Origin of the sequence: Dictyobacter kobayashii (genome assembly GCF_003967555.1) — a bacterium.
In the GTDB taxonomy this organism is placed as follows: Bacteria; Chloroflexota; Ktedonobacteria; order Ktedonobacterales; family Ktedonobacteraceae; genus Dictyobacter; species Dictyobacter kobayashii.
Genome location: NZ_BIFS01000002.1, coordinates 1553237 through 1575294 on the forward strand (window position 1 = coordinate 1553237; position 22058 = coordinate 1575294).

17 protein-coding genes and 1 pseudogene are annotated in these 22058 nt (G+C 45.2%); 12 read left to right on the top strand and 6 right to left on the bottom strand.

The features are described from left to right. The first annotated feature begins 246 nt into the window (after positions 1-246). The gene (gene nudC / locus EL645_RS33295; protein WP_126556763.1) at positions 247-1110 is read left to right on the top strand and encodes an NAD(+) diphosphatase; all 864 of its coding nucleotides are present in this window, start codon (positions 247-249) and stop codon (positions 1108-1110) included. 135 nt (positions 1111-1245) lie between these two features. Here nudC and EL645_RS33300 read toward each other — a convergent pair whose 3' ends face one another. Beyond that, on the bottom strand, positions 1246-1872 hold the full coding sequence (locus tag EL645_RS33300; RefSeq protein ID WP_126556764.1) for a TetR/AcrR family transcriptional regulator: 627 nt from the start codon (positions 1870-1872) through the stop codon (positions 1246-1248). Positions 1873-2458: 586 nt separating this feature from the next. Between EL645_RS33300 and EL645_RS33305 the strand changes: the two genes are divergently transcribed. Together EL645_RS33305 and EL645_RS33310 are read left to right on the top strand one after the other, a co-directional pair. Then, complete coding sequence (locus EL645_RS33305) at positions 2459-3394, top strand: serine/threonine protein kinase (RefSeq protein ID WP_126556765.1); 936 nt, start codon at positions 2459-2461, stop codon at positions 3392-3394. Between the two features lie 724 nt (positions 3395-4118). After that, positions 4119-5810 (top strand): hypothetical protein, encoded by a 1692-nt coding sequence (locus EL645_RS33310; RefSeq protein ID WP_174845329.1) that lies wholly within the window; start codon positions 4119-4121, stop codon positions 5808-5810. Between the two features lie 389 nt (positions 5811-6199). Here the strand turns inward: EL645_RS33310 and EL645_RS33315 are convergent, their stop codons facing one another. From EL645_RS33315 to EL645_RS33320, 3 genes are all read right to left on the bottom strand, one after another. Then, a complete protein-coding gene (locus tag EL645_RS33315) occupies positions 6200-6391 on the bottom strand; it encodes a hypothetical protein (RefSeq protein ID WP_126556766.1) in 192 nt (63 codons plus the stop codon). Between the two features lie 92 nt (positions 6392-6483). Then, on the bottom strand, positions 6484-6639 hold the full coding sequence (locus EL645_RS40105) for a DUF5679 domain-containing protein (RefSeq protein WP_170207753.1): 156 nt from the start codon (positions 6637-6639) through the stop codon (positions 6484-6486). A gap of 347 nt (positions 6640-6986) precedes the next feature. Further along, complete coding sequence (locus tag EL645_RS33320) at positions 6987-8411, bottom strand: MFS transporter (RefSeq protein WP_161977902.1); 1425 nt, start codon at positions 8409-8411, stop codon at positions 6987-6989. A gap of 454 nt (positions 8412-8865) precedes the next feature. Here EL645_RS33320 and EL645_RS33325 point away from each other — a divergent pair, with 454 nt between their 5' ends. The 8 genes and pseudogenes from EL645_RS33325 (at position 8866) to EL645_RS33365 (ending at position 18344) form a co-directional block, all read left to right on the top strand. Next, the gene (locus EL645_RS33325) at positions 8866-9111 is read left to right on the top strand and encodes an acyl-CoA thioesterase/BAAT N-terminal domain-containing protein (protein WP_126556768.1); all 246 of its coding nucleotides are present in this window, start codon (positions 8866-8868) and stop codon (positions 9109-9111) included. A 252-nt stretch (positions 9112-9363) separates the two neighbouring features. Next, the gene (locus EL645_RS33330) at positions 9364-10161 is read left to right on the top strand and encodes an acyl-CoA thioester hydrolase/BAAT C-terminal domain-containing protein (protein WP_126556769.1); all 798 of its coding nucleotides are present in this window, start codon (positions 9364-9366) and stop codon (positions 10159-10161) included. 245 nt (positions 10162-10406) lie between these two features. Next, positions 10407-10748, top strand: coding sequence for a hypothetical protein (locus EL645_RS33335; RefSeq protein ID WP_126556770.1), 342 nt, complete (start codon positions 10407-10409; stop codon positions 10746-10748). Then, positions 10715-11686 carry a hypothetical protein gene (locus tag EL645_RS33340; protein WP_126556771.1) on the top strand — a complete coding sequence of 324 codons (972 nt, stop codon included), beginning with the start codon at positions 10715-10717 and terminating at the stop codon, positions 11684-11686. The genes EL645_RS33335 and EL645_RS33340 overlap by 34 nt, the downstream gene beginning before the upstream one ends. Positions 11687-13516: 1830 nt before the next feature. Next, on the top strand, positions 13517-15652 hold the full coding sequence (locus tag EL645_RS33345) for a hypothetical protein (protein WP_126556772.1): 2136 nt from the start codon (positions 13517-13519) through the stop codon (positions 15650-15652). A 391-nt stretch (positions 15653-16043) separates the two neighbouring features. After that, positions 16044-16331, top strand: a complete 288-nt coding sequence (locus tag EL645_RS33350) for a hypothetical protein (RefSeq protein ID WP_126556773.1) — start codon at positions 16044-16046, stop codon at positions 16329-16331. 543 nt (positions 16332-16874) lie between these two features. Further along, a pseudogene (locus EL645_RS43380) lies at positions 16875-17641 on the top strand (ParA family protein). After that, complete coding sequence (locus tag EL645_RS33365; RefSeq protein ID WP_126556776.1) at positions 17625-18344, top strand: hypothetical protein; 720 nt, start codon at positions 17625-17627, stop codon at positions 18342-18344. Before EL645_RS43380 ends, EL645_RS33365 begins: the two are co-directional and overlap by 17 nt. A 311-nt stretch (positions 18345-18655) precedes the next feature. Here the strand turns inward: EL645_RS33365 and EL645_RS33370 are convergent, their stop codons facing one another. Then, positions 18656-19663 carry a hypothetical protein gene (locus EL645_RS33370; protein ID WP_126556777.1) on the bottom strand — a complete coding sequence of 336 codons (1008 nt, stop codon included), beginning with the start codon at positions 19661-19663 and terminating at the stop codon, positions 18656-18658. Positions 19664-20289: 626 nt separating this feature from the next. On the opposite strand from EL645_RS33370, the gene EL645_RS33375 reads away from it, so the two are divergent. After that, entirely contained in the window at positions 20290-20553 is a 264-nt protein-coding gene (locus tag EL645_RS33375; RefSeq protein WP_126556778.1) for a nucleotidyltransferase domain-containing protein, read from the top strand. A gap of 313 nt (positions 20554-20866) precedes the next feature. Here EL645_RS33375 and EL645_RS33380 read toward each other — a convergent pair whose 3' ends face one another. Continuing rightward, a complete protein-coding gene (locus EL645_RS33380; protein WP_126556779.1) occupies positions 20867-22015 on the bottom strand; it encodes an RNA-guided endonuclease InsQ/TnpB family protein in 1149 nt (382 codons plus the stop codon). Positions 22016-22058: the final 43 nt, after the last annotated feature.

The following is a 22058-nucleotide window of genomic DNA, read 5'->3' on the forward strand; positions in this document are numbered from 1 at the left end:
TTCATCGGTGGAGTATGTGTGGTGGGCAGCCGCAGGCGCCAAAGAGGAACATGAAAAAGCCCTGCGACAACTGGAACGTACTGTATGCTAGAGCAGACTTGTGATACTATGAACTCAGTTAATGAAGCCGCATTGGCAGCTATAGAGATGGCATATATAAAAAGTAGAGCAAGCCAGGCTAACCACCAGCACTATCTCGTCTCCCGGTTACCAGACTACCTACAAGAGAATGTATAGGGGTATACAATGGCGAACACAGAAAACATAGCAGACAATACGCATATAAATAATGATTTTGAGCGCGTCTATCCACCACAACCTATTCCACCTGGTCCAGCCTTATGGTTTCCTTTTCAAAAACAAAGATTCCTGGTAAAAGCCCAGGGTCAAAATATTACTTTATTGCAAGGAGAAAAAAACCTTTTAGCCAATATAAAACACGAAGAACTGCTCTATTTTGGGCGCTTCAAAGGGCAGCCATGCATAGCCTGCGCTATAGACCCCGATGAAACATTGCCTGCAGGCTGGAAAGCCATTGGATTGCGAGAACTCTATAGTCAGCTATCTGGTATCGAATATAATATTGCAACGTATGCGTCTCAACTAATAAATTGGCATCAAACCAGCCGTTACTGCCCAGTCTGCGGTTCCCCAATGGTATCAGTTGAAGGCGGTTGGGGCAGAACTTGCACCCGAGGAGATTACACCGGCTACCCACCTGTTATCCCAGCGATTATCGTACTGATTCATGATGGAAAACGCATGCTAATGGCCCATAAACCCGGCTGGGGCAAACGTTATGGACTCATTGCAGGCTTCGTAGAACCAGGAGAGACGCTCGAAGAATGTGTACACCGCGAAGTCAAAGAAGAAGCGGGCATCGAAATTGAAGAACTGCAATATATGAACAGCCAGCCCTGGCCATTTCCCAGTCAATTAATGGTAGGCTTCATGGCACGCTACAAAAGTGGCGCCGTAGAGCCCCAGGACAACGAGCTCGACGATGTACACTGGTTTAGTCCCGATGCACTACCAGAGTTACCACCACCCTCCAGCCTGGCTTATATTTTAATCTCAAGCTGGCTCAAACAATACGGTAACCACAAATAAAACAATAGAGTCTCTATTGATGCATATATACATCAATAGAGACTCTATCTCAGACAAATAATATGCATAATTATGGATATAACGAGTCACACAATTCCCGACCAGACAAGTGTATTGCTGAACATCGAGGCTGACTTAAGAAACAATTGCAGGTTTAGCAATACCACGAAAATATATTTTTTGCACAAAGAACATAACTTCATCATGCGAAAACTCTTCAAGCTGGAACAACTGGCGATGAGCACGTGGAGAGAGCACACTAAAGAAACTACTGAGCATAATACTGGTAGGAATAGCAGGATCAAACTCGCCGCGCGCCTTCCCCTCCTCTAAATAGGACCTGACCTTAGCCGAAATACGCTGCAGCGTATCCAACGATTTCTGCTGCAAAGTAATTTTAAAATCTTCGCTATTAAAAAGAATATATAAAAGATTTCCCCGTTTCCCCGTATGATCCTTATGCATGATACTGACAATAGATTCTAATTTTGCCTGAGCACTCAACTCAGTAGAGACAGGCTGCTCGACTGCTTGAAGAAATTTCTGCATCTCACGTTCAAAAAAAGCGAACATCAAATCCTCTTTTTTTGCAAAATGGAGATAGAGCGTGCCCTTGGCAATGCCAACACGAGCAGCAATCTCATCCATGGAAGTATCACGATAACCCTTTTCCAAAACAACATCTTGCGCAACCTGCAAAATAAGATCTTCACGCTCCTGGCGCTGCTTTTCCTTAAGAGAACGATGCTCCGGCGTCTTCATATGACTGCCTCCTTGCTTAATCGGCTGAACCTGGTAATTGCTGTGACTATTACTTTTAATTTATGACTCTCCGGTCAACATTTTAACTATTCAGTCAAAAAATGTCAAGAATCAAGAGTAAGTTCAGCCTTTGCGGCATAGCGGGTACTAGCAAAGCGCAGCACCAACCACCTCAACGCCAGCCAGCAAGGCTGCGATAAGAATAGCAGATTTAGCTTGCCGCAAAAAGAAAGTGAAAGGCCACAAAAATATTTTTCTCGATAGCCGCATCCGCATCCGCCAGAGCAAAGAGAGGATGCTACAAAAAAGCAATTTTAAAAAGCAACCAGAGGGTAAACTCATCCTGATAGGATAGTCGTCCTTTGTTAGTTGACAAGCTTTCCAAACAGCAAGTACAATCGCAGTAATGTTTCTGTTGCATGTAAACGATAAAGCATAACCAGCAAAACTGAAGAAAATTTACATCACTTATCTCAAACAACAACAGCAAAATTGTATGGCTGAGAGAAATGAAGCAAACGAAAAACAGCAATAGACAGACACCAGACTTTATTTTTGAACCAGCTACAATGAAATTTGGTATTTCATGAATGAATGCCAGTATACATATCAATATATTAGTCACTATCACATCAAGCAACTGTTAGGTAAAAGCGACCTATCAGAAGTTTATCTTGCCGAAAACATTCAAGATCAGACTCACGTGGCAATCAAGCTTCTCTATGGGCGCTGGACCGGCGAAAACGCGGAAAAATTTCTCACCCAGACCGCAGCCCTGACACACCTCGATCACCCCAATATAGTCCCGATCCTGGACTTTGGCATAGAAGACGAGGTAGCATTTCTAGTCATGAAATATGCCCCGAATGGGAACTTGCGTCAGCGGCATCCTCGTGGCACACGGGTGGAGCTAGAAACAATTATTGAATATGTGCAACAAATCACGCTCGCCATTCAATATATACACAGCCTTGGACTGGTACACCGGGACATCAAACCGCACAACCTCTTGCTAGGCAAGAACAACGAGATAATGCTCAGTGATTTTGGCACCACTATTATCTCCCACAGTCTGAGCCCCATTCATGCATCTTTACGTGAATTTGAAGGCACTGCACCATACGCCGCCCCCGAACAGCTACAAGGTAAACCTTGTCGAAACAGCGATCAATATGCATTGGGGATCATGGTATACGAATGGCTCAGCGGAGATTGGCCCTTCAACGGCACCTTCTATGAGATCACCCATCAACACTTATTTGTCGTACCACCAGCCCTCAAAGAACGAGGCATGGACTGTCCCGCCAACATCGAGCAAGTTATCCGACGCACACTCGAAAAAGATCCAGGCAAACGCTTCCCCAGTATAAAGCGCTTTTCCGAAGAGCTAATCTGGGCGCAAAAAATTGCCCAGGCCAAAGGCTTGAGCTGCGCACCCATAGCCACGGAGGCACCAGATACCGCCCAATCCTCAATCCCGACAAAAAAACAATTCAAATCGCCTTTCACCTTCAATAATTAAATATATCCATTCCATCTTTCTGGCAGAGTCAAACAAAAACAACCACCTAGCTCCAAAGATACTATTCAAAGCCAGTAGTCAGTTTTTAGCTAACTACTGGCTTTAAAGAAAAAGTGAAGAAGGTCCCGCAGAGCAATTGCACAACCTATAAAGTGCCAGGATTATGTAAATCCTGAATAGCTCACACAGAAAGAAAAAGCTCAACTTATCAGTACTAATTCCCTATAGCGAGCCGATCCAGGTTAAGATATCTCCACCCAAATTGGTACTTTTATATCACTTTCTCCACCACTAAGCACAAATATCCCATAAAACATGATACTATCCTAAACAGTTCCTCATCAAAAGGCACCAGAATAATTCAAGCCATCTCAAAACATAAAAGTATGCAGATATATATTTCTAGCAGATGCAGATGGACGGAAGGGAAAGCTCAAAAAAAGGCATACAAAAATTGAGAGAAGAGGAAACGCAATCATATACATTCTTCTATTCTCTAGCATTGGAGAATGGCAAAAAGTCCGGATGAGGAAAATCAGCAAAGGGCAAAGAGAGACCAGCAACAGCTTGCCAATGGGCCAACAATATTTTAAGGCAAGTGATCATGCAATAGTACAACTACAAAAGCGGACAAGCGGTTGTCTATTAGCAGCTGACTGAAAGATTGAGAAGCTACAGTAGAAGAAAAATGCTCGCACAGAAGTTGAAAGGGGTTTTTAAAACCGTGCAAACACAGATCAGACCAAAGCGCAACGTGGGACCAGAGTCACTCAAACCTCGACGTCCAAAACGTTTTTCACCACTGATGTTAATCGGCATCAGCGTGCCACTGATCATCATTTTGATTGCAGGCATTGTGGTCATCGTGCCACGTATAAATTCGCATGCGGCCAACGCCAATATGAACTGCTCCCTTATAGTTCCACCCAATCCACTGAGCGCCAAAGGACTGGCCACACCTTATCAACTGGTTGCTACCGATCCTAATATGGGCCCCTGTAATGAAGCCAACGCAGGACAAGCAGCCTTTGTGCAAGGAGCCGTCATTGACCCCGCTACAGGACAAATATCTGTCTACAACCCATTGATCATCGATCAAGGTACACAGCCCGCAGCCCAACCGGTCGTACCAAACCTACCAGTTAATGCCATTGTTGGACTCTGGTTTGGCTTTAACGGCAACAACCTGACACTACAAGGCCAAAACAACAGCCTGGCGATGGGACGTTGTACCAACGGAGCCAACAACTCGATCTTTGGTCAATTTGCCTACTGTAACGCCCGAGCATTCTTCGCAGCCGCCAACAACGCTATTCGCCGCGGACAACTCACCCCACCGGCGCTAGGAACAGCCGCTGACGGCATGGCATGTCCCACGGTACGTGATTTCAGTGTCATCGACATGGACCAGAGCGACAACGTCACCACCACGTATCTGATCACCGGCAATGGCACAATAGCCCAAAACACAGCCGCCAACGTAGCAGCCCTACAAAACGCCCAGACCCAGGTTAACGCTAGCGACAACCGCCTGCTAGACGTTGCATTAGATGGAGCCCTCAACTGCCAGCCCTGGACGGCACCAGACCTCGCTGACAACGGCAAAATGGTGCCAGCCTTACCCCTCAACGAAATACAAGCGGCTGCCCACCAGGGAGCCCCCATGGCTCTCGTGCCACTGGGAGATCCAATGACCCTGAACAACAACAATGCCGATAACAATAAAACCAACCTGTATCGCCGAGGAGTCGACCAACCAGTCATCAACAACACCAACAACGGCAATACAACAACCTATTGTAAAAACTATCTCAACATAGCACCAGCCCGCATTCAGCTGGACGCACAATTTACCAAGAACCGACCATCACCTGATCCAGCCGCCGCCAATTCACTATTCACATTCCTGGCACAGCGCTTCAACACCGCATTCGGACAAAATGGATTGAATTGCACAGGCCTACTCAATGTACAAAATCCGATCCAGGTTACGACAGATGGAAACGGAGTAGCCATTAACGCCACCATAAATGCAGGAAACGGAAATAACGGCGGAGGAAATGGAGGAGGAACAGGAAACACAGCAGCACCTAACTGCTCAGTTAACGGTACCGTCATCAATGGTTGCACAGGCACAACAACAATCAATAACCAGACCTGCCAGGTAACTTTTGATAAAGCCAATAACCAGATTAATTTCAACTGCAACGGAGCTCAGAATCCACCTACCCAGGGTCAACCAGGACAGCCAACCCAGCCGGCACAGCCAACCCAGCCGGCACAGTCAAACCAGGGGCAGCCAGCCCTCAGCCGACTCAGCCCCCGCAGTCGTACCAGGGGCAACAAACCCAACCAACACAACCAGGCCAGAGCTCACAAGGTCAAACCCAACAAGATACCACAGATACCTCTTTAACTCAGAGCACTGGTACCACAACAAGTAGTCACAAACAAATCACAAAAATGAACTAGTCAGCCAGCCATCAAAGATTCCTTTGTCTTGGAGATGCATTGAAAAGGCAAAGGAATCTTTTTTATTAAGCAAAGGTTTATCAAGCAAAAAAACCACGCACAAAGGGCTTAAAATAGAGCGTCGGATCAGAAACGGCCAGATACTGCTGTAGATACTCTAAAGGCCCTCCTTGTCCTCTGAGAGCATTACAGAGTCAAGCAATTGACCATCACAACATACATAGCCACCATAATCACATCGGCCTCCATAACATTCAGCCTCTATATAAACCAGCACAAAGTCCGGCACAGACTTACTCCAGGCAAGCAGATCAGATCCTGACTCGATATGCATCACATTGCCAGTTGCCGACCCGGAAAAAATACTGCGAGCCTGCTCTGGCAAGCATACCCCAAGCCCACAAAAGGCTCATCGACCAGCCGTATAACCACCTCTTCCCATTGTTGTGTAATAGATGGCATTAGAGACAGGGCAGTCGCTTCATCACCCACACGCAAAAAGAAGCCACGAAAAATATATCCCATATCCCTCACAATCAACACTAGAGCTCAATTTTAAGCAAAAAAATAAGTCCCACACTCTAAAAGAGTAATGGGACTTCTGAGTCTGATAAGCTTTACGCCTTCTGGCTAGAAAGAATACGAGTAAGCTTAGTGCCGCAGACTGCGCATGTTCCCTGCAGTGCAGGCTTGCCGTTCTTCATCGTAATCTGGTGGGCCTCTTTCATGTCGCGTTTTTCTTTACACTTAACGCAATATGCGATATCTGCCATTAGCTATATCTCCTCACTAATAATTTCAAGGTTCTAGGTCTGCATGAGCCTGATGTAAAGAGGCCACATGCGCTTCTCTTGTTGTAACGGTTCACAACCGCAACAAGACTCACATATTAAATCTTGCTATCCCAAATGGATAAAACAACTGCCATAAGAGCCACGTGAGAAAGCATTAAGAAGTAACAAACTGTGAACCGCTCCTCAACCATTCGGGCAACAGCAAACCAAAAGGTAAATGGTGCACTAGACCTGATTATACACCTACACAACGGATTTTCAACAAGCAAGCTCTTCAAAACAGAATAAACAGCCATACAGTACTACGGAAGCAGCGTGATTGCACCTCAAACTAGATCATGGCGATGCACACGCATATAGATGACACTGATCAACGAGAGCACGCCCAGGATAGCTGAGAACCCCATCAACCCATAGAAACCAGCCAGATCTACAGCCAGGCCACCAATCGAGGCACCAATTAATTGGCCCAACCCCAGGACGACCGAGTAGAGTCCCATTACAGCGCCGCGCTTCCCTCTCATACGTTCCGAAATTGAAGCCATCTGAGTCAAAGAGGCAGGAGTAAACCCACTCAGCAAGACAATGCCAAAAACCACCACCGACAACAAAACCCAAAGAGTAGTCCGAGCACTATCAGATAGCATTGAAAGGTTTTCGCCTAATCCATTAATAGCCGTAAGGGAAATCACACACAGGCCCAGACCGATCAAGCCAATCATCATAATAGTTGTACGCCGCAAACGCGGCAAGACCAACATCCAGACGCCCATACCAGCCAGAAAAAACAGGCCAAAGCCTCCGAAAATCAAAGTCGCAATATCTTTACTAAACCCCCCATACAACAACTGATGAGGATGGCGCAAGTCCGCAGCAGGATTAGGATAGGTCAGCATAATCACAATCAACGTAATCCAGGCACCCACCAGAGTATTTATAGACAGCCAGGCAGGTAAAAACGTGAAAATATACTTATCACGCAACAACTTCAAACTTTCCATCAACGAACCATGCCGAACAGACTGGGGCACCCGCTGGTGGCTCTCCTTTACAAAGAAAACAACAAGCAGAACATTCAGCACATGTAAACCAATGACAATTAAAAAGCCCGCATTGCCCAACCATTTACTCACCTGGCCCCCGAACGGGATTGCCAGAGCCAGTCCCCCAACAGTAGCAACTTCAAAAGCCGTCATAACGCGAGCACGCAAACGAGCAGCCCCTACAGTTGTGTCCGTGATGTATCCCAGACAGGCAGGAGCATTCAGAGCGGTTGTAGCCCCTTCTAATAAGCGACCACAAAGGATCAACAAAAGCAGCAACAGCAGATGCCCATCTAGATGTGAAGCATCGGGACGAGGATAGAACCAGGCGGCCATCATGAGGCAAAGAGCCGCTAAAGCGCCCAGCACAGGAGCCAGAAACAGAAATGGTTTGCGACCTAAACGATCAGACAGGCTACCAGCGATTGGAGCCAATGCCAGCTCGCTAATATAGAATGACTCCAATACCAAAGCAACCATCGTCGCCGAAGCGAAATGCTCACCCAGATAGAAACCAAGCAACACAAAGCTGATGCGACTAGCCACGCGCAACAGCAGAGTCGATAAAATATTTGAACTAATAGACAGGTAAGGGATACGAGCATGTGACTCAGCAACAGCTAACTTACCCACTAGAGTCTGAGATTGGGAGAGAGAAGATGCTTTTTGCTCGATTGTATTGTTATTATTGATCACATCTTGCTTCATAGATTCATCCATCCAATTTGCTCATCAATAACAGCCCACGTATTATAATCATCATGATGATTCTGCAAACAATGATAGAATGCGCAAGTCATAATATGATCATAAATTTGTCGCAAAATTGTCTCCACAAATCAACATCTGTTATAACGATAAGCATACCCTGTTAACCACAACTGTAATTGACCAATATATGTACTTCAAAAAGGACCATCAAAAGGCTTTTTGAACTATAAGAAAAATCTAGAGATGACCATTCAAAGAGATAACGGACATTTTTAGCGTTTAGTTTCCATATACATGACCATAAGATGTATAACTAAAGTAGCACAATTCAATAGCAGCCAGAAAAATTAGATGCTTCCATTGAAGTAGAGGTCAGATACAGAGAGAGCAGACAGAGATTTATAGTAAGACGGCACCTATCATCTGCAGCACAGAAAAGGCAAATTTTAAAATGGATAAAGCAACGGAACATCACAATATTCAAATAAGCATTGAACCGCCGCAGGCACAGATCGACCGCAAAATAGACATACAACTAAGCCATTTACCACCCTGGCAAGAAATAACACTCAGCGCAAAAACACAAGACGACAATGGCATCACCTGGCAAGCCACAGCAACCTTCCAAGCAAATGAAAGAGGGACCATCCAGGTAGGCTCTCAGCGTCCATTAAAAGGCACCTACCAACCAATGTGATCCGATGGGCTCATATGTCCATGTATCCAAAAATTGAAGAGCCGAAAAAAACCTATTTTGCCAAAACGACATTACAACCGCTGGACATTTACATTAACGCAGAGATCGAAGGATATTCTAATATTGAAATTATACATAGACGCAGCTTTTTAGCACCTGATACCAGGGTAGAGCCCGTCAATGCACAAGGATTACTGGGAACCTTCTATACCCCCAAAACAAGAGGACCACATCCAGGCCTCATACTCTTAAGTGGTTCCAGCGGTCAGTCAGCAGAGATCAAGAAGCGCACTCCTGGCGGACCATGGATACTGTACGCTCGCCCTGACCTATTTTGGTACGGCACCATTGCCGGCACGCCTACAAGAAATTCCATTAGAATATTTCAAGAAAGCGATCAACTGGTTACGAACACAGCCAGAGGTACAGCCAAAAAAAATTGCTATCATTGGTTTATCTAAAGGTGCTGAAGCTGCCCTGCTAGTAGCAGCCACATACCCGGAAATCAATGCCGTCATCGCATATGCGCCCAGTGCACTGATACATCAGGGATTGGGAGCAACGAACGAAGATCCCCGAGAACGCTCATCCTGGACCTATCGGGGTCAACAACTACCGTTCCTCCCCTATCACCCCTCAGCAGCCTTCGTAGAATATATTCAACACCAGCGCCAGGCACAGGCGCCTGTTGCCTTTCGACGAGCGTATATGGAGAGCCTCCAGAATCAAATATATCTTGAGCAGGCGCGCATACCGGTAGAAAAAATCCGTGGGCCAATCCTAATAATTTCAGGGCAAGAAGACTTAATGTGGCCATCCACCCTGTTTGGAGATATGATTGAAGAACGCCTGAACAATCACTATCATCCCTACCCGCACCAGCATATAAGCTATGCTGACGCAGGACACAAAATTGGCTACCCATATCTACCAACAACTATTGCCCATGCAAGAGGAAATGCCTATGGAGGAACACCTGAAGGAAATGCTTATGCAACAGAGCATGCCTGGCAAGCGTTACTCACCTTTCTAAAACAGACTCTCGCTTGAAAAAAAGTTTGTCACGCAGTGATCAGCCTCTTCACAAGAGCCATACAATATGCTACCCTACCCACAAAGCACAAATAGATACAAAAAGGTAATAGAAATATTTATTATCGCCTGTGCGCTACTATATCAAAAGAGCACGCAAAGAAAGCGAAATTAACCGGTACAATAAGAATAAGGGCAAGCCCTTGCGCAATCATGTAAAAATTTGTGTAGCATTACACCAAGTATCCTGAAGGGGATTTTTGATGGAAAAACATCAACAGCAGGAGCTTAATCTCGTTCCGACTGAAGAAACCGAAGCGTTCCTTACAGAAGATTTTGAAAGTGATAACGAACTCTCAACTCTCCTTGATCAGACCCTTGCAGGTATTACTGATTACATGACCGAGGAAGAGGCCACAGAGTACATTGCGCGTATCCTGGATGGGGTTGAAATCGAGAGTGAAAACACACTCTTTGAAAACGTCACTCCATATATTCCAGAAAATATTAAGGTTACAAATTACCGACCAGATCAGGCTGTACGAGAAGCATCGCTAGCACAGAAAAACATGTGGAAGCCGGGGATGGAGAAATATCATATTTAGCCTCTAACACCCTCGAAGTATACTTAGGTACACCTGAAAGGCCACTAGAAATCCCGCAGGCGCTCAAACAGATTCGTCAACTCAGTGAAAGCACGGTTCTGACTGCACGTATCGTGTTAGGACTCTGGAATATTCGTCGCCATAATGACCGCGTCTCTAAGAATGGAAGCGTCGCTATCTTATTAGAAGAGATCCTTCAATGGCAAGGAGTCCAAAAGCATAGCAGGGTAGCACATCCAGGCACCAACAAGCGTTACACAGACGGCTATCGTACCGAGCAAAAACAGCGGGTGCTACAAGATCTAGCATTATTAGCCTCCTGCAATGTGCGAGGGAATTGTACCATCACCGTCAAAGGCAAATCAGTCTCGATTCAAGTAGATGGTCCATATATGCGCTATTCAGTTGTTAGCCGCAAAACCTTACTCAACGAAAGAATCATAGTTGGCTTTCTGGTATCACCTGGTGACTGGATCAGCACCTATGAGCAGCATCAGAACTACTATCTGGCCGAAGTAGATAGCCAGATCTTCAAACTCAATCCACAAAATGATCGCTACGCGCTGCGTGTAGCACTCTATCTGACCGAACGCTGGCGTGAGCAAGCCAAACAGGGTGATTTTAGCACGCCTATCATGATGTCAGAGTTGTTGGCTGCCAGTATGATTGAAGTAGATGAGCGGCACATGACCTCACGCTTCGTACCGCGCATAGAGGCCTCACTGGAAAAACTAGAAGCCATGGGAATTATTGGAAAGCAACTCTGCATGACTGATGTAGACAGGAACCAGACACGCTGGAGTAAAGACTGGCTCGCATCCCGTTGGGAAATTTTGCCCCCACTCAAGCTTATTCAAGAATACCAAGCGATGAATAACCCATTGCGCAAACGCGTGCGCAACAAGACACGCACTCGCGAACGTGAGCAGACACAGTAGTTCCCCACCGGGGTATGGAGCATTATCTGACTGCATGGTACCTCATAATGAGCTCAGATGTGGCCCTATCTCCCGCCAATAAATAACATCAGCGCTATACCCCACCAGGGTGTGGCGCATTTTTTATGTTGAGGCAGTTAGATACCTCATCTCTGGCCGGTGCCACACCCTGAATAGTGCAAGAAACAACCCCACCATAGTTAGGCGCAAAACAAAATCAGACTTAAAATAAATACCCCACCAGGGTTGGGAGAATTCCTATCTATTATAGTAGGTTTGATCCCCACCAGAGTCCGGTGCATTTTTTGGTTTCTTAACTACATTTATCCCCACCAGGGTTCGGTGCATTTCTAATAGCTATCCAGCCAGATAACCCCACCATGGTGCGGCGCATTTTTCAGAAATCTGGTCCAGATAACCCCACCAGGGTTCGGTGCATTTTTTAATCACCGTGAGACAAAAACCCCACCAGGGTTCGGTGCATTTCTAATAGCTATCCAGCCAGATAACCCCACCAGGGTCCGGTGCATTTTTATTGCTAGTCCCTATAAAAACCCCACCAGGGTTCGGTGTATTTCCAGCAAAATATAAATCGGAACATATACATACAAAGTTTTCATATGTGCCCAATAAACAGACCAGCAGCTACATATATATAGGAACACAATCACATTGTGACATATCAATAATACCCACCGGAGTCCGGCGCATTTTAAAAAGCAGCAGGCTCCTAGAATCCGCTCATTCCCAGCTTCATCCTCTACCAGAGTCAGGTCAATAAATGCAGCAGTTTTATTTCTACCTATATATAGGTAGAAAAATGACTAAACATCTCCCCGCGAATAGCCCCACCAGGGTTCGGTGCATTTTTAAGCCAAGACAGAAGAAAATAATATCAGGTCAGTCACCAGGCCACTGGCATAACCCCACCAGGGTCCGGTGCATTTTTATTGCTAGCCCCTACAAAAACCCACCAGGGTTCGGTGCATTTTTAGCAAAGATAAGAATCTAGAACCCCACCAGGGTTCGGTGCGTTTTTATTGACAGCTCTTACAAAAACCCCACCAGGGTTCGGTGCATTTACGCGCAAATCTAGCTTATCAAACCCCACCAGGGTTCGGTGCATTTCCATCAAAGGTTCGCATAAAAAACCCCACCAGGGTTCGGTGCATTTTTGCAATAATAGCGAGCCAATACGTTACCCATTCTTATACACAAAACCTCACAACTTTCTATCAAAACCCCACCAGGGTTCGGTGCAAATTCTACTGATTATGATGTGCAATCTAAAAATTTATTAATGATTTGTATAACATCAGCGCCAAAAATATTTAAGATAATCGATATTTAAAGAGAATAAAAAATGCCCATATGCATACATAGAAACCTAAAAAGAGGGAATACCGAGGTCAAATCTGAGCACCCCAGTTAAAAACAAGGGAGCAAATACACTAGGGATCGACGCTTATACCAGAAGTACTGTGCTCAAGAATGCAATCCCCACCAGGGTTAGGAGAAAACCCCACCAGGGTTAGGAGAAAACCCCACCATTGTTAGGTGCATTTCTGAGCGTAAAACCATCAGAGTAATAAGTAATTATCAGATGACACTCCCACTAGTAAAATGCGATTTTGCGAGGTACTATGTACATCACAACTTGAAGCACGTGCACAGTGGAGAATACACAATAGGTTTAGCTAAAAATTCATCCACTGTACTGACTGAGAGAACAACAATATTTTTTAGCAGTTTTTTTTCTAATTCGAAGATACCCAGCAGGCAAACAATAAAGACATTTATGAACGAAAACATGTGGAGGAAGTGGGAAATATGGGTAGTATCACAAACCAATATATCAGTTTCATGGCACCAAAATTTGTTAGCGAGGATGCGGAAATGTATATGCAGCAAAGTATAATGGAAAATCAAGGGCAGCCAGGTCAGAGGAGAAACCATCCTCAGGGCGAGCTGTCTGTAGATACTGCTCAGCTAAAAGGTTATGAGCAAGTAGATCCATACACACTGGATATTATCGCTAAATTATTTCCAAGCGGTGGCCTTGAGTTCCTCGCGCTGGTATTACGCCATGCTACCATCAAACAAGAGGTATTGCCCGGACTGGGAAAGCTCGGAGAAAATGTCGCAGTCATCAGCACCCGCACCCTGCGCACACTGGCCAACACCATTAAATGGGGATATGATACTACGCACAAATATGTCGTTGTTTTCTGTGCCTTGAACCTGCTACGCAAAAGCAAACACAACAAAGAGCTACAAATTATTTTCCCACTCGGCAAATATCAACCACCACAAAATTTACACGCACTCGATAGCCTGATTATACATAGCCGTCCAAAGGTCCAACAATTCACCAGGAAGGTCAAAGAACGCATTCTACAATTCAATCTGTTATTTGCCCCTCAGGTAGACATCAACGAGGCGCTAGAGCTCTCAGAATGCGATCCACGGTTACAGCAAGTATTCTTCAATCCGATGTTAGAAATCATCAAGTCGGAGGGAATAGATGCTGAAAAGGGACAGCGTATTGTATTTCGTATGGTAAGCGAAGTTCTAAGCAAAATCCTTTTTCCCAAGTTATTTACATCACCAGCAGAAGCAAGTAGACCCAGGGTAGAAATCGTCAAGTCCAAAGTAGACTCGGATTACTATCAAATCACACAAAATATCAGAAACCAGATCTCCAGTCTACCCGAGTCTACCAATAGCCAAACAAAAGGTAGACTTGAGCCGAAAAAAGTCTACCCTGAGGGTAGACTTTTTCCCGAAGTAGAAAAAGTAGCTGAGAAATTCAGCGAAAAGTCTACCGAAACAGAAAAGTCTACCCTGCCAGAGCAAAAAGTCTACCCTGCGCAACAAATGGAGTCTACCTTGCAGCCGTTAACGGTAGACTCCATTACAGAGTTACTCTATGTTTACAATGATCTTTTAGAAGATCCCCAGGTAGACTGGGAAAAAATGGGTCTACCAAAAGATTTTTTTGAAGAGCTTTATGCCCAGATTCATGCTTATTACACACGCTTACATAACAGAGGGCTACTCGCACATACAAAGGGACATATTTGGAAATCTGTGGAGATAAGTATTATCAAGAAGCTGGCTATGAACTACGGGGTAGACCAGACAAATGCCTGTACATATGTTTTCCTATGCACCGGGCGTGAGTATCAGCCACCAGTAGTACAACCAACAAAAGTCTACCCTGCCCCCATGCCAGAGACCAAGAAAAAGCTATCCCGTGATCAACTACCCGAGGATTGGTATCAGCCGCCAACCGATCGTTGTGATCAAAAGGTAGACTTTGAAAACATTGAAGAAGACTCGTTTAAGAAAAAGTCTTCTGCACGGAAGACTTTTTCAGACAATCGTGAGACTAAGTCTCCCCAAGCACAAAAAGCGGAAGACTATTTAAGCGAAAAGTCTACTGGCAAGGTAGACTTTTCGCCAGCGCAGCTAAATAGCGACGACGCAAAACACCTGCGTATACCTACCCAGTTAGACTCAGAAAGCTATGGAGAAGACTTCTATAACGTAATACGTAAACGTAATATAAATATATTATTTAATAAAATAAATAATAACGTTACGTTACGTAGTGACGCTGCAAAATTCTTAACACGCCTATTTGACAATAATGACAATGCAAAAGTTCAAAAACAGAATGAAAATCTCTTGAAGAAATATAAACCAGAAGTTATTACAACAGCTTTTATTGATACTGTATTGTCTATGCATGAACCTGGCAATGACTCACTGCAAAATCCGGGAGCCTACTTCACCTCGCGTTGCAAACATTATCAAAACAACGCAGCTGATGACGAGACTGAAAGCCTGGTAAAAATATATTCCAGCATGAACTATGATGAGCTAGTCGCTGAAATGAAAATAGTGCTTAACTGTGAAAAGAAATTACGAACAAAGCCCTATCGGGGTCGTTCACAAACGTAATCCAGGCTTCTTTTTGAGGCTTTATCTCTTCTACTGTTTTCTCTTCGTTTTGCCAGCGAGGCCTGTCATAACAATCCACTCCTACCGAAATTGAAGCCGTAATACAAGATCTCATAAGAGGCCCAACAAGAGGCTGTAAAAATAAAAAACTAGTAGTGAGTGCTGAAAGATATCACAAGCCGTTTATTGAGCCTCTCAGAGCCAAATATAACCTAAGAACGGATCGTCCCATCCCTAAAGCATTTTGTTAACGCAAAAATTTATTGCCAGATAAGCAAGAATTGCCCACTGAGATAGATCGTCCTTGTTTTTGCTACTTTTTTGACCACAATAAAATGGGTCAAGATCCATTTTATTGTGAGAAATGAATGAAAATAGGAGAGTAGAACAAATGACCAAATTTTCAGAATTTGAACAACCAGAATCGCTAAGTGATGTATGTGTTGTTCAGGAGGCCGCCACTTTACTAGGCGTAAAAACAAACCGCATTCACGCAATGATTGAAGATGGAACCTTACCTTCCCGCTTAGCTACGGTAGAAGAAACCGCGCAACTTCTATCGAGCCAACGGATTAAGGGAGTACCTGGATCGGGTATTCGACTTATTCCCCAGCTTGCCGTAGCTGCGGCTGTCGGACGCCGAAAACGTGGCTGGCCCAAAGGTGTAGCGCGTAATTAGCGCATTCATTTTATTTTGTTACTATTATTCAATTTACGTGTACGTGTACGTGTACGTAGATGTGTACGTACACGTACACGTACACGTACACGTAAATTGAGCTCAAATTTATACAAAAATACGTTTCTAATACACCAAAAAGCCTTTTTTAGACCTATGGAGATGTGTTACAATGCAAGAGGCTATGCGTCTTTTATTGTAGAGGAATTACGTATACGTAGATGTACACGTATACGTATACGTGTACGTAGATATGCAAAAGAGAGATAATTATTGCTTAATTCAGAGTCAAAGCGTTCCTTATATATAAGGAACGCTTTGACTCTGAATTAAGGCAGGAAAGAGATACTACGCGGGCACATTCTGAGAGCAATCTTGCAAAGACACAAAACTATTCCTTATATAAGGAACGGTTTCTGCAGACAAATGCTAAGCCTGGACATATTAAGCCAGCAAAAGTCTGTAGGAAACGCAGAGTTTGAAGGCTTTTAAAGTGATCAGAGATGAGGGATCACGTTATCTGAAAGGAATAAACAAGAAGTTATGACAAGAATTTTTGCACTCTGCAATAACAAAGGCGGGGTCACCAAGACGACCACCGCCGTTAATCTTGGCTATGGCCTGGCCCGTGCTGGTAAACGAGTACTCCTGGTGGATACTGATGCTCAGAGCAATAGTACATACAGTTTGTTAGGAACCCTGGACCAGGAGCAAACATTATTTGATGTATTAACCCAGGGTGCTAAAATGACCGATATCCTTGTTGAGTCTGTGGGGCAAAAAGGATTATTTGTTGCTCCAAGCTCAATTAACCTGAGCGCCGCTGATCTATTAATGGCATCCGCGCCCGGTCGTGAACATAAACTTGCGCGTTCGCTCAGTCAAGTCAAAGAGAATTTTGACTATATTTTAATTGATACCCCCCCAATCTGGGAGTCCTAACCGTAAACTCATTTATTGCCTGCACCGATGTTATAATTCCAATTGCTTTAACAACCTATGCATTGATTGGTATTAGCATTCTTGAAACAACCATGCAAGAATTGCGAGAGAATTTAGACGTCTCCCTACCAATCTTTGGTGTTGTAGCAAATCTGGACGATCACACCCGTCTGAGCACAGATGTTTTAAGCGCTGTACGCGAACATTTTGGTGACTTAGTATTTGATGCTGTAATCCCCCGCAACATCAAAGTAGAAGAGGCGCATAATCAGATCGCCTGCCTTTTCGATTACGCACCAACCAGCACAGGCGCTATAGCCTACTCAAAACTGGTAAAGGAGGTACTCGAGCGTGCCGAAGGAAACTAAGAAATTTATCAATCCTCTACTGCGGCCCAGCCAGGCCGCAGAAAGTAGAACTGTGTCACCGCCAGCTGAGGTGGTAGACGAGCCAGTAGAGGAAGTCGCGCAAGAAGTAAAGGAAGAGAAGCCGGTAGCCCAGGTCGAGCCGGCTCCGCTTGAAGCCGCCACTGAGGTTCCAGCCCAGGCTGAATCAATCCAATCAGCTCCAATAGCCAAAGAGACTCCAACTAAAAAGGCGCGCCCAACGGCTGAAAATGATAGTGAAAAAGCTTTCGCTGCGGAAGAGACCAGGATCAATGCACGCCGTGAAGCTTCTACAACTTCTCTGCCAGCCAGAAGTGATCCGAAAGCCCGAGATGTGACGCCACCTCGCTCTCGTCAATCAGCGACACGTAGTGAGGCAGCACCATATGTGAAGAATCATGATAGCTCTGGTCTAAAGCTGACAGATTTTCCAGAGAATAATTTTCTTCTTGATGAAGACTATGCTACTTATGATCCCTCCACATCTTCAGAGGATGGGCGTGGGGCAGCTAAACGCCGCCGTAGCTTGCAGCCCTTTGAAAGTACCCACGAACGAATTACCCTGTGGATGGATAAACAACTTAAGCAGCAATTTGAAGAGCTCGCGCTACAACGTGAGCTCCCCAAAACAGCCCTGATTAACGAAGCAGTAGCCGCATTACTTGATAAATATGGTGCACGCTAATCCTATCAAAATAAGAGCACAAATTATCCATATATGGATCTTACTTAAAGAGCATCCTGGCGAGAGATGGCCAGGATGCTCTTTAAGTTGCGCAAGCATATTCAGTTATGGCAATTCTTGAGCAATCGTCTAATGGTGATCGATCTCATTTATAAAAATTTTGCTGATAAAAACTATAAGAAGTATATTGAAGAAGGTTGTTCAGGCTTATTAAATATACTTCTTGTTGGAGTTAATTATATTGAGTAATGCAAACCTTCAAATTGCCTAGAGATTTATCGATATAATAGATTTTATATTCTCGATTCCCTTTACACGTAGACGTACACGTACACGTACACGTACACGTACACGTACACGTAGACGTACACGTACACGTAGACGTACACGTAGACGTACACGTACACGTAGACGTAGACGTACACGTAGACGTACACGTACACGTAGACGTAGACGTACACGTAGACGTAGACGTACACGTAGACGTACACGTACACGTAGACGTAGACGTACACGTAGACGTACACGTACACGTAGACGTAGACGTAGACGTAGACGTACACGTACACGTACACGTACACGTACACGTAGACGTACACGTAGACGTACACGTAGACGTACACGTACACGTACACGTACACGTAGACGTACACGTAGACGTACACGTAGACGTAGACGTACACGTAGACGTACACGTAGACGTAGACGTAGACGTACACGTACACGTACACGTACACGTACACGTAGACGTACACGTACACGTACACGTACACGTACACGTACACGTAGACGTAGACGTACACGTACACGTACACGTACACGTACACGTACACGTACACGTACACGTAGACGTACACGTACACGTACACGTACACGTACACGTACACGTAGACGTAGACGTACACGTAGACGTACACGTAGACGTAGACGTAGACGTACACGTAGACGTACACGTAGACGTACACGTAGACGTACACGTAGACGTACACGTACACGTAGACGTACACGTACACGTACACGTACACGTACACGTACACGTACACGTACACGTACACGTACACGTACACGTACACGTAGACGTAGACGTAGACGTAGACGTACACGTACACGTACACGTACACGTACACGTACACGTACACGTACACGTACACGTACACGTACACGTACACGTACACGTACACGTACACGTACACGTACACGTACACGTACACGTACACGTACACGTACACGTACACGTACACGTACACGTACACGTACACGTACACGTACACGTACACGTACACGTACACGTAGACGTACACGTACACGTAGACGTACACGGGATGATATTTTACTATCTGGTGAACAATCTGGTTTTTCTTTTCACGTATACGTATACGTATACGTGAAAAGAAAAACGATTTTTTGATGGAAGTACGAAAATGCAGAGTGTACGAAGAGTAGAGATGCCTTTATTTGCGTTTTTAAGGGCGTAGAAGGGCTATGGGTTCCTGAAGATAGTTATTGATACCTTTTTATCGCAAAGGGGGCTTTCTCATCTGTCTTATGCGTTTTTAGCTGAAGCATTGAATTTCGAATTTATGATTGCTTTTTACAATATGCTGATTAGTATCGACATCAGACTTGAAAGTGGCATTGCGATGGAAATAATTGGGCACAATTATTGTGATAAAAGGGGATTAGCACTGCTTGCAATATTCAAAAACATGTGAGTATTTGAGTAGTTTGATGGTACTTAAAGCAGCAAAAAATAATCGATTCCCTTGAGTTTAGCATAACGTATACGTATACGTATACGTTATACTAAACTCAATTTTATTCTTATATTCATGGTAAAGGTATTAAGGTATTGACGCTTCTCGCAAGAATGAACAAAGGCCCAGTCGTTTATAATTAGAAGGAGATGTGCTAGAATAAAGGTATCTCAAAGAGGAGCGATAATAAAATGCAGGACGAAGTTTTGCTTCGATATATTATTGATCAAATCAAGGACATTAAAGGTATAAATGCCATTGTACTGGGAGGATCATACGCGAGTAATTCACAGCGACCTGACTCTGACATTGATATCGGCATATACTATTCTGAAGCGAATCCTCTCGACATAAGAACTATACGTTTAGTGGCACAGACTCTTAATGATTTTGCTGATCCTACCGTAACCAAACCAGGAGGATGGGGCACCTGGGTCAATGGGGAGCCTGGCTAACTGTACAAGGACAACGCGTTGATTTTCTATATCGCAACCTGGACTTTGTAACTAAGACCATTGAAGATTGCCTGAATGGCAAGATCTTATCCGATTATTGGCAACAACCTGCCTATGGTTTTCATAGTTTTATGTATTGCGCAGAAACATTTATCTGCCAACCGTTCTATGAAACTTACCCAAATATGGACAAGCCATATTTAGCGTTCACTTCCTGCTTCATCCAGGGCAGTTTCACTTGCTCTCACGAGCAAGCCAGCGCTGCCCTGTCCACAGGCTTCACTTCCGGCAGAACTTGCCGTACTCTTCTTCGTTATCCTGCCGCCTTGAGGGCGAGATTTATTGCAGCATTCAAGTCGCGATCGATCACGTAGCCGCACTCCTTACATTGGAAGAGGCGGTCGGACAGCGTCAGGTCTTCATCGATCCACCCACACCACGAACAGGTTTTGCTCGACGGCTCCCATCGAGACACCGTGTAGATCAGTGAGCCCGCCTGCTTCGCTTTATAGTCCAGTTGCTGGCGAAACTCGGCAAATCCCACATCCACTATAGCTCTGCTCAGTTTCCGATTTTTTACCATGCCGCTCACCTGCAAATCCTCCAGTACGATACACGTCGGGCGCTCCTGATCTGGCTTGGTTTTCGCGACAATCAGCGAGGTCACCTGATGCAACGTGTCTTTGCGCAGGTTGGCAATATGGGCATGCAACCGGGCGAGTTTGCGCGCCGCTTTCTGTCGATGTTTGCTGCCCGGCTGTTTACGCGCATGTTGACGGCAGAGCCGTTTGAGGTGTTTGAGATGCGAGCCGAGCGCTTTCGGATTCCGAAACACCCGACCATCCGAGAGCGTCGCCATCGCTTTGATCCCTACGTCGATCCCGATCGTCTCTCCGAGCGCAATCCCAGGCTCGGCATGTTCCTCCTCCACCTGCACCGACACATACCAGCGTCCGGCCCGTTCCGACACGGTGGCCGAGAGAATGTGCACCCCTTTGGTGGGAAGATAGCCCTGTTCTTTGAGACGGAGCTTGCCTAAGCGTGGCAATTGCACCCAGTCTTTGCCGATATGAATGGTGCCAGTCAAGCGGAAACTGCCAATGCCGCGTTTTTTCGACTTGAAGCGCGGAAAGCCGAGCTTGCCACGAAACGTCCCCTGCTTCTTCTTTTGGCAGCGCTTCCAGAAGTTGCGAAACGCTTTCTCCAGATCACGCAAACTTTCTTGAGGCGCGGCTTTGCTGACCTCATACATCCAGTGGAGTTCTGTTTGTTTGAGGGCATTGAGTTCTTTATGCAGGCTCATCGCGTTGGGCGCTTTCCGACCGGCCTCCCGCTCTTCTTGATAGCGGCGCAGGCCCCAATTGTATGCATAGCGGGCAGCACCCGCATGCTTCAGGCAGGCGGTACGTTGCGCATTATTCAGCTTGAGTTCAGTTTTATAGCCACGGACGATGAGCGCCATACGTCCTCTTCCTCCATCTGCTTCTCACTACAGGCTTTCATCT

Excerpts from the sequence above, each read along its gene's own strand:
- nudC (WP_126556763.1), top strand. The coding sequence starts at position 247 with ATGGCGAACACAGAAAACATAGCAGACAATACGCATATAAATAATGAT.
- EL645_RS33300 (WP_126556764.1), bottom strand. The coding sequence starts at position 1,872 with ATGAAGACGCCGGAGCATCGTTCTCTTAAGGAAAAGCAGCGCCAGGAG.
- EL645_RS33305 (WP_126556765.1), top strand. The coding sequence starts at position 2,459 with ATGAATGAATGCCAGTATACATATCAATATATTAGTCACTATCACATC.
- EL645_RS33315 (WP_126556766.1), bottom strand. The coding sequence starts at position 6,391 with ATGGGATATATTTTTCGTGGCTTCTTTTTGCGTGTGGGTGATGAAGCG.
- EL645_RS40105 (WP_170207753.1), bottom strand. The coding sequence starts at position 6,639 with ATGGCAGATATCGCATATTGCGTTAAGTGTAAAGAAAAACGCGACATG.
- EL645_RS33320 (WP_161977902.1), bottom strand. The coding sequence starts at position 8,411 with ATGAAGCAAGATGTGATCAATAATAACAATACAATCGAGCAAAAAGCA.
- EL645_RS33325 (WP_126556768.1), top strand. The coding sequence starts at position 8,866 with ATGGATAAAGCAACGGAACATCACAATATTCAAATAAGCATTGAACCG.
- EL645_RS33335 (WP_126556770.1), top strand. The coding sequence starts at position 10,407 with ATGGAAAAACATCAACAGCAGGAGCTTAATCTCGTTCCGACTGAAGAA.
- EL645_RS33345 (WP_126556772.1), top strand. The coding sequence starts at position 13,517 with ATGGGTAGTATCACAAACCAATATATCAGTTTCATGGCACCAAAATTT.
- EL645_RS33350 (WP_126556773.1), top strand. The coding sequence starts at position 16,044 with ATGACCAAATTTTCAGAATTTGAACAACCAGAATCGCTAAGTGATGTA.
- EL645_RS33375 (WP_126556778.1), top strand. The coding sequence starts at position 20,290 with ATGCAGGACGAAGTTTTGCTTCGATATATTATTGATCAAATCAAGGAC.
- EL645_RS33380 (WP_126556779.1), bottom strand. The coding sequence starts at position 22,015 with ATGGCGCTCATCGTCCGTGGCTATAAAACTGAACTCAAGCTGAATAAT.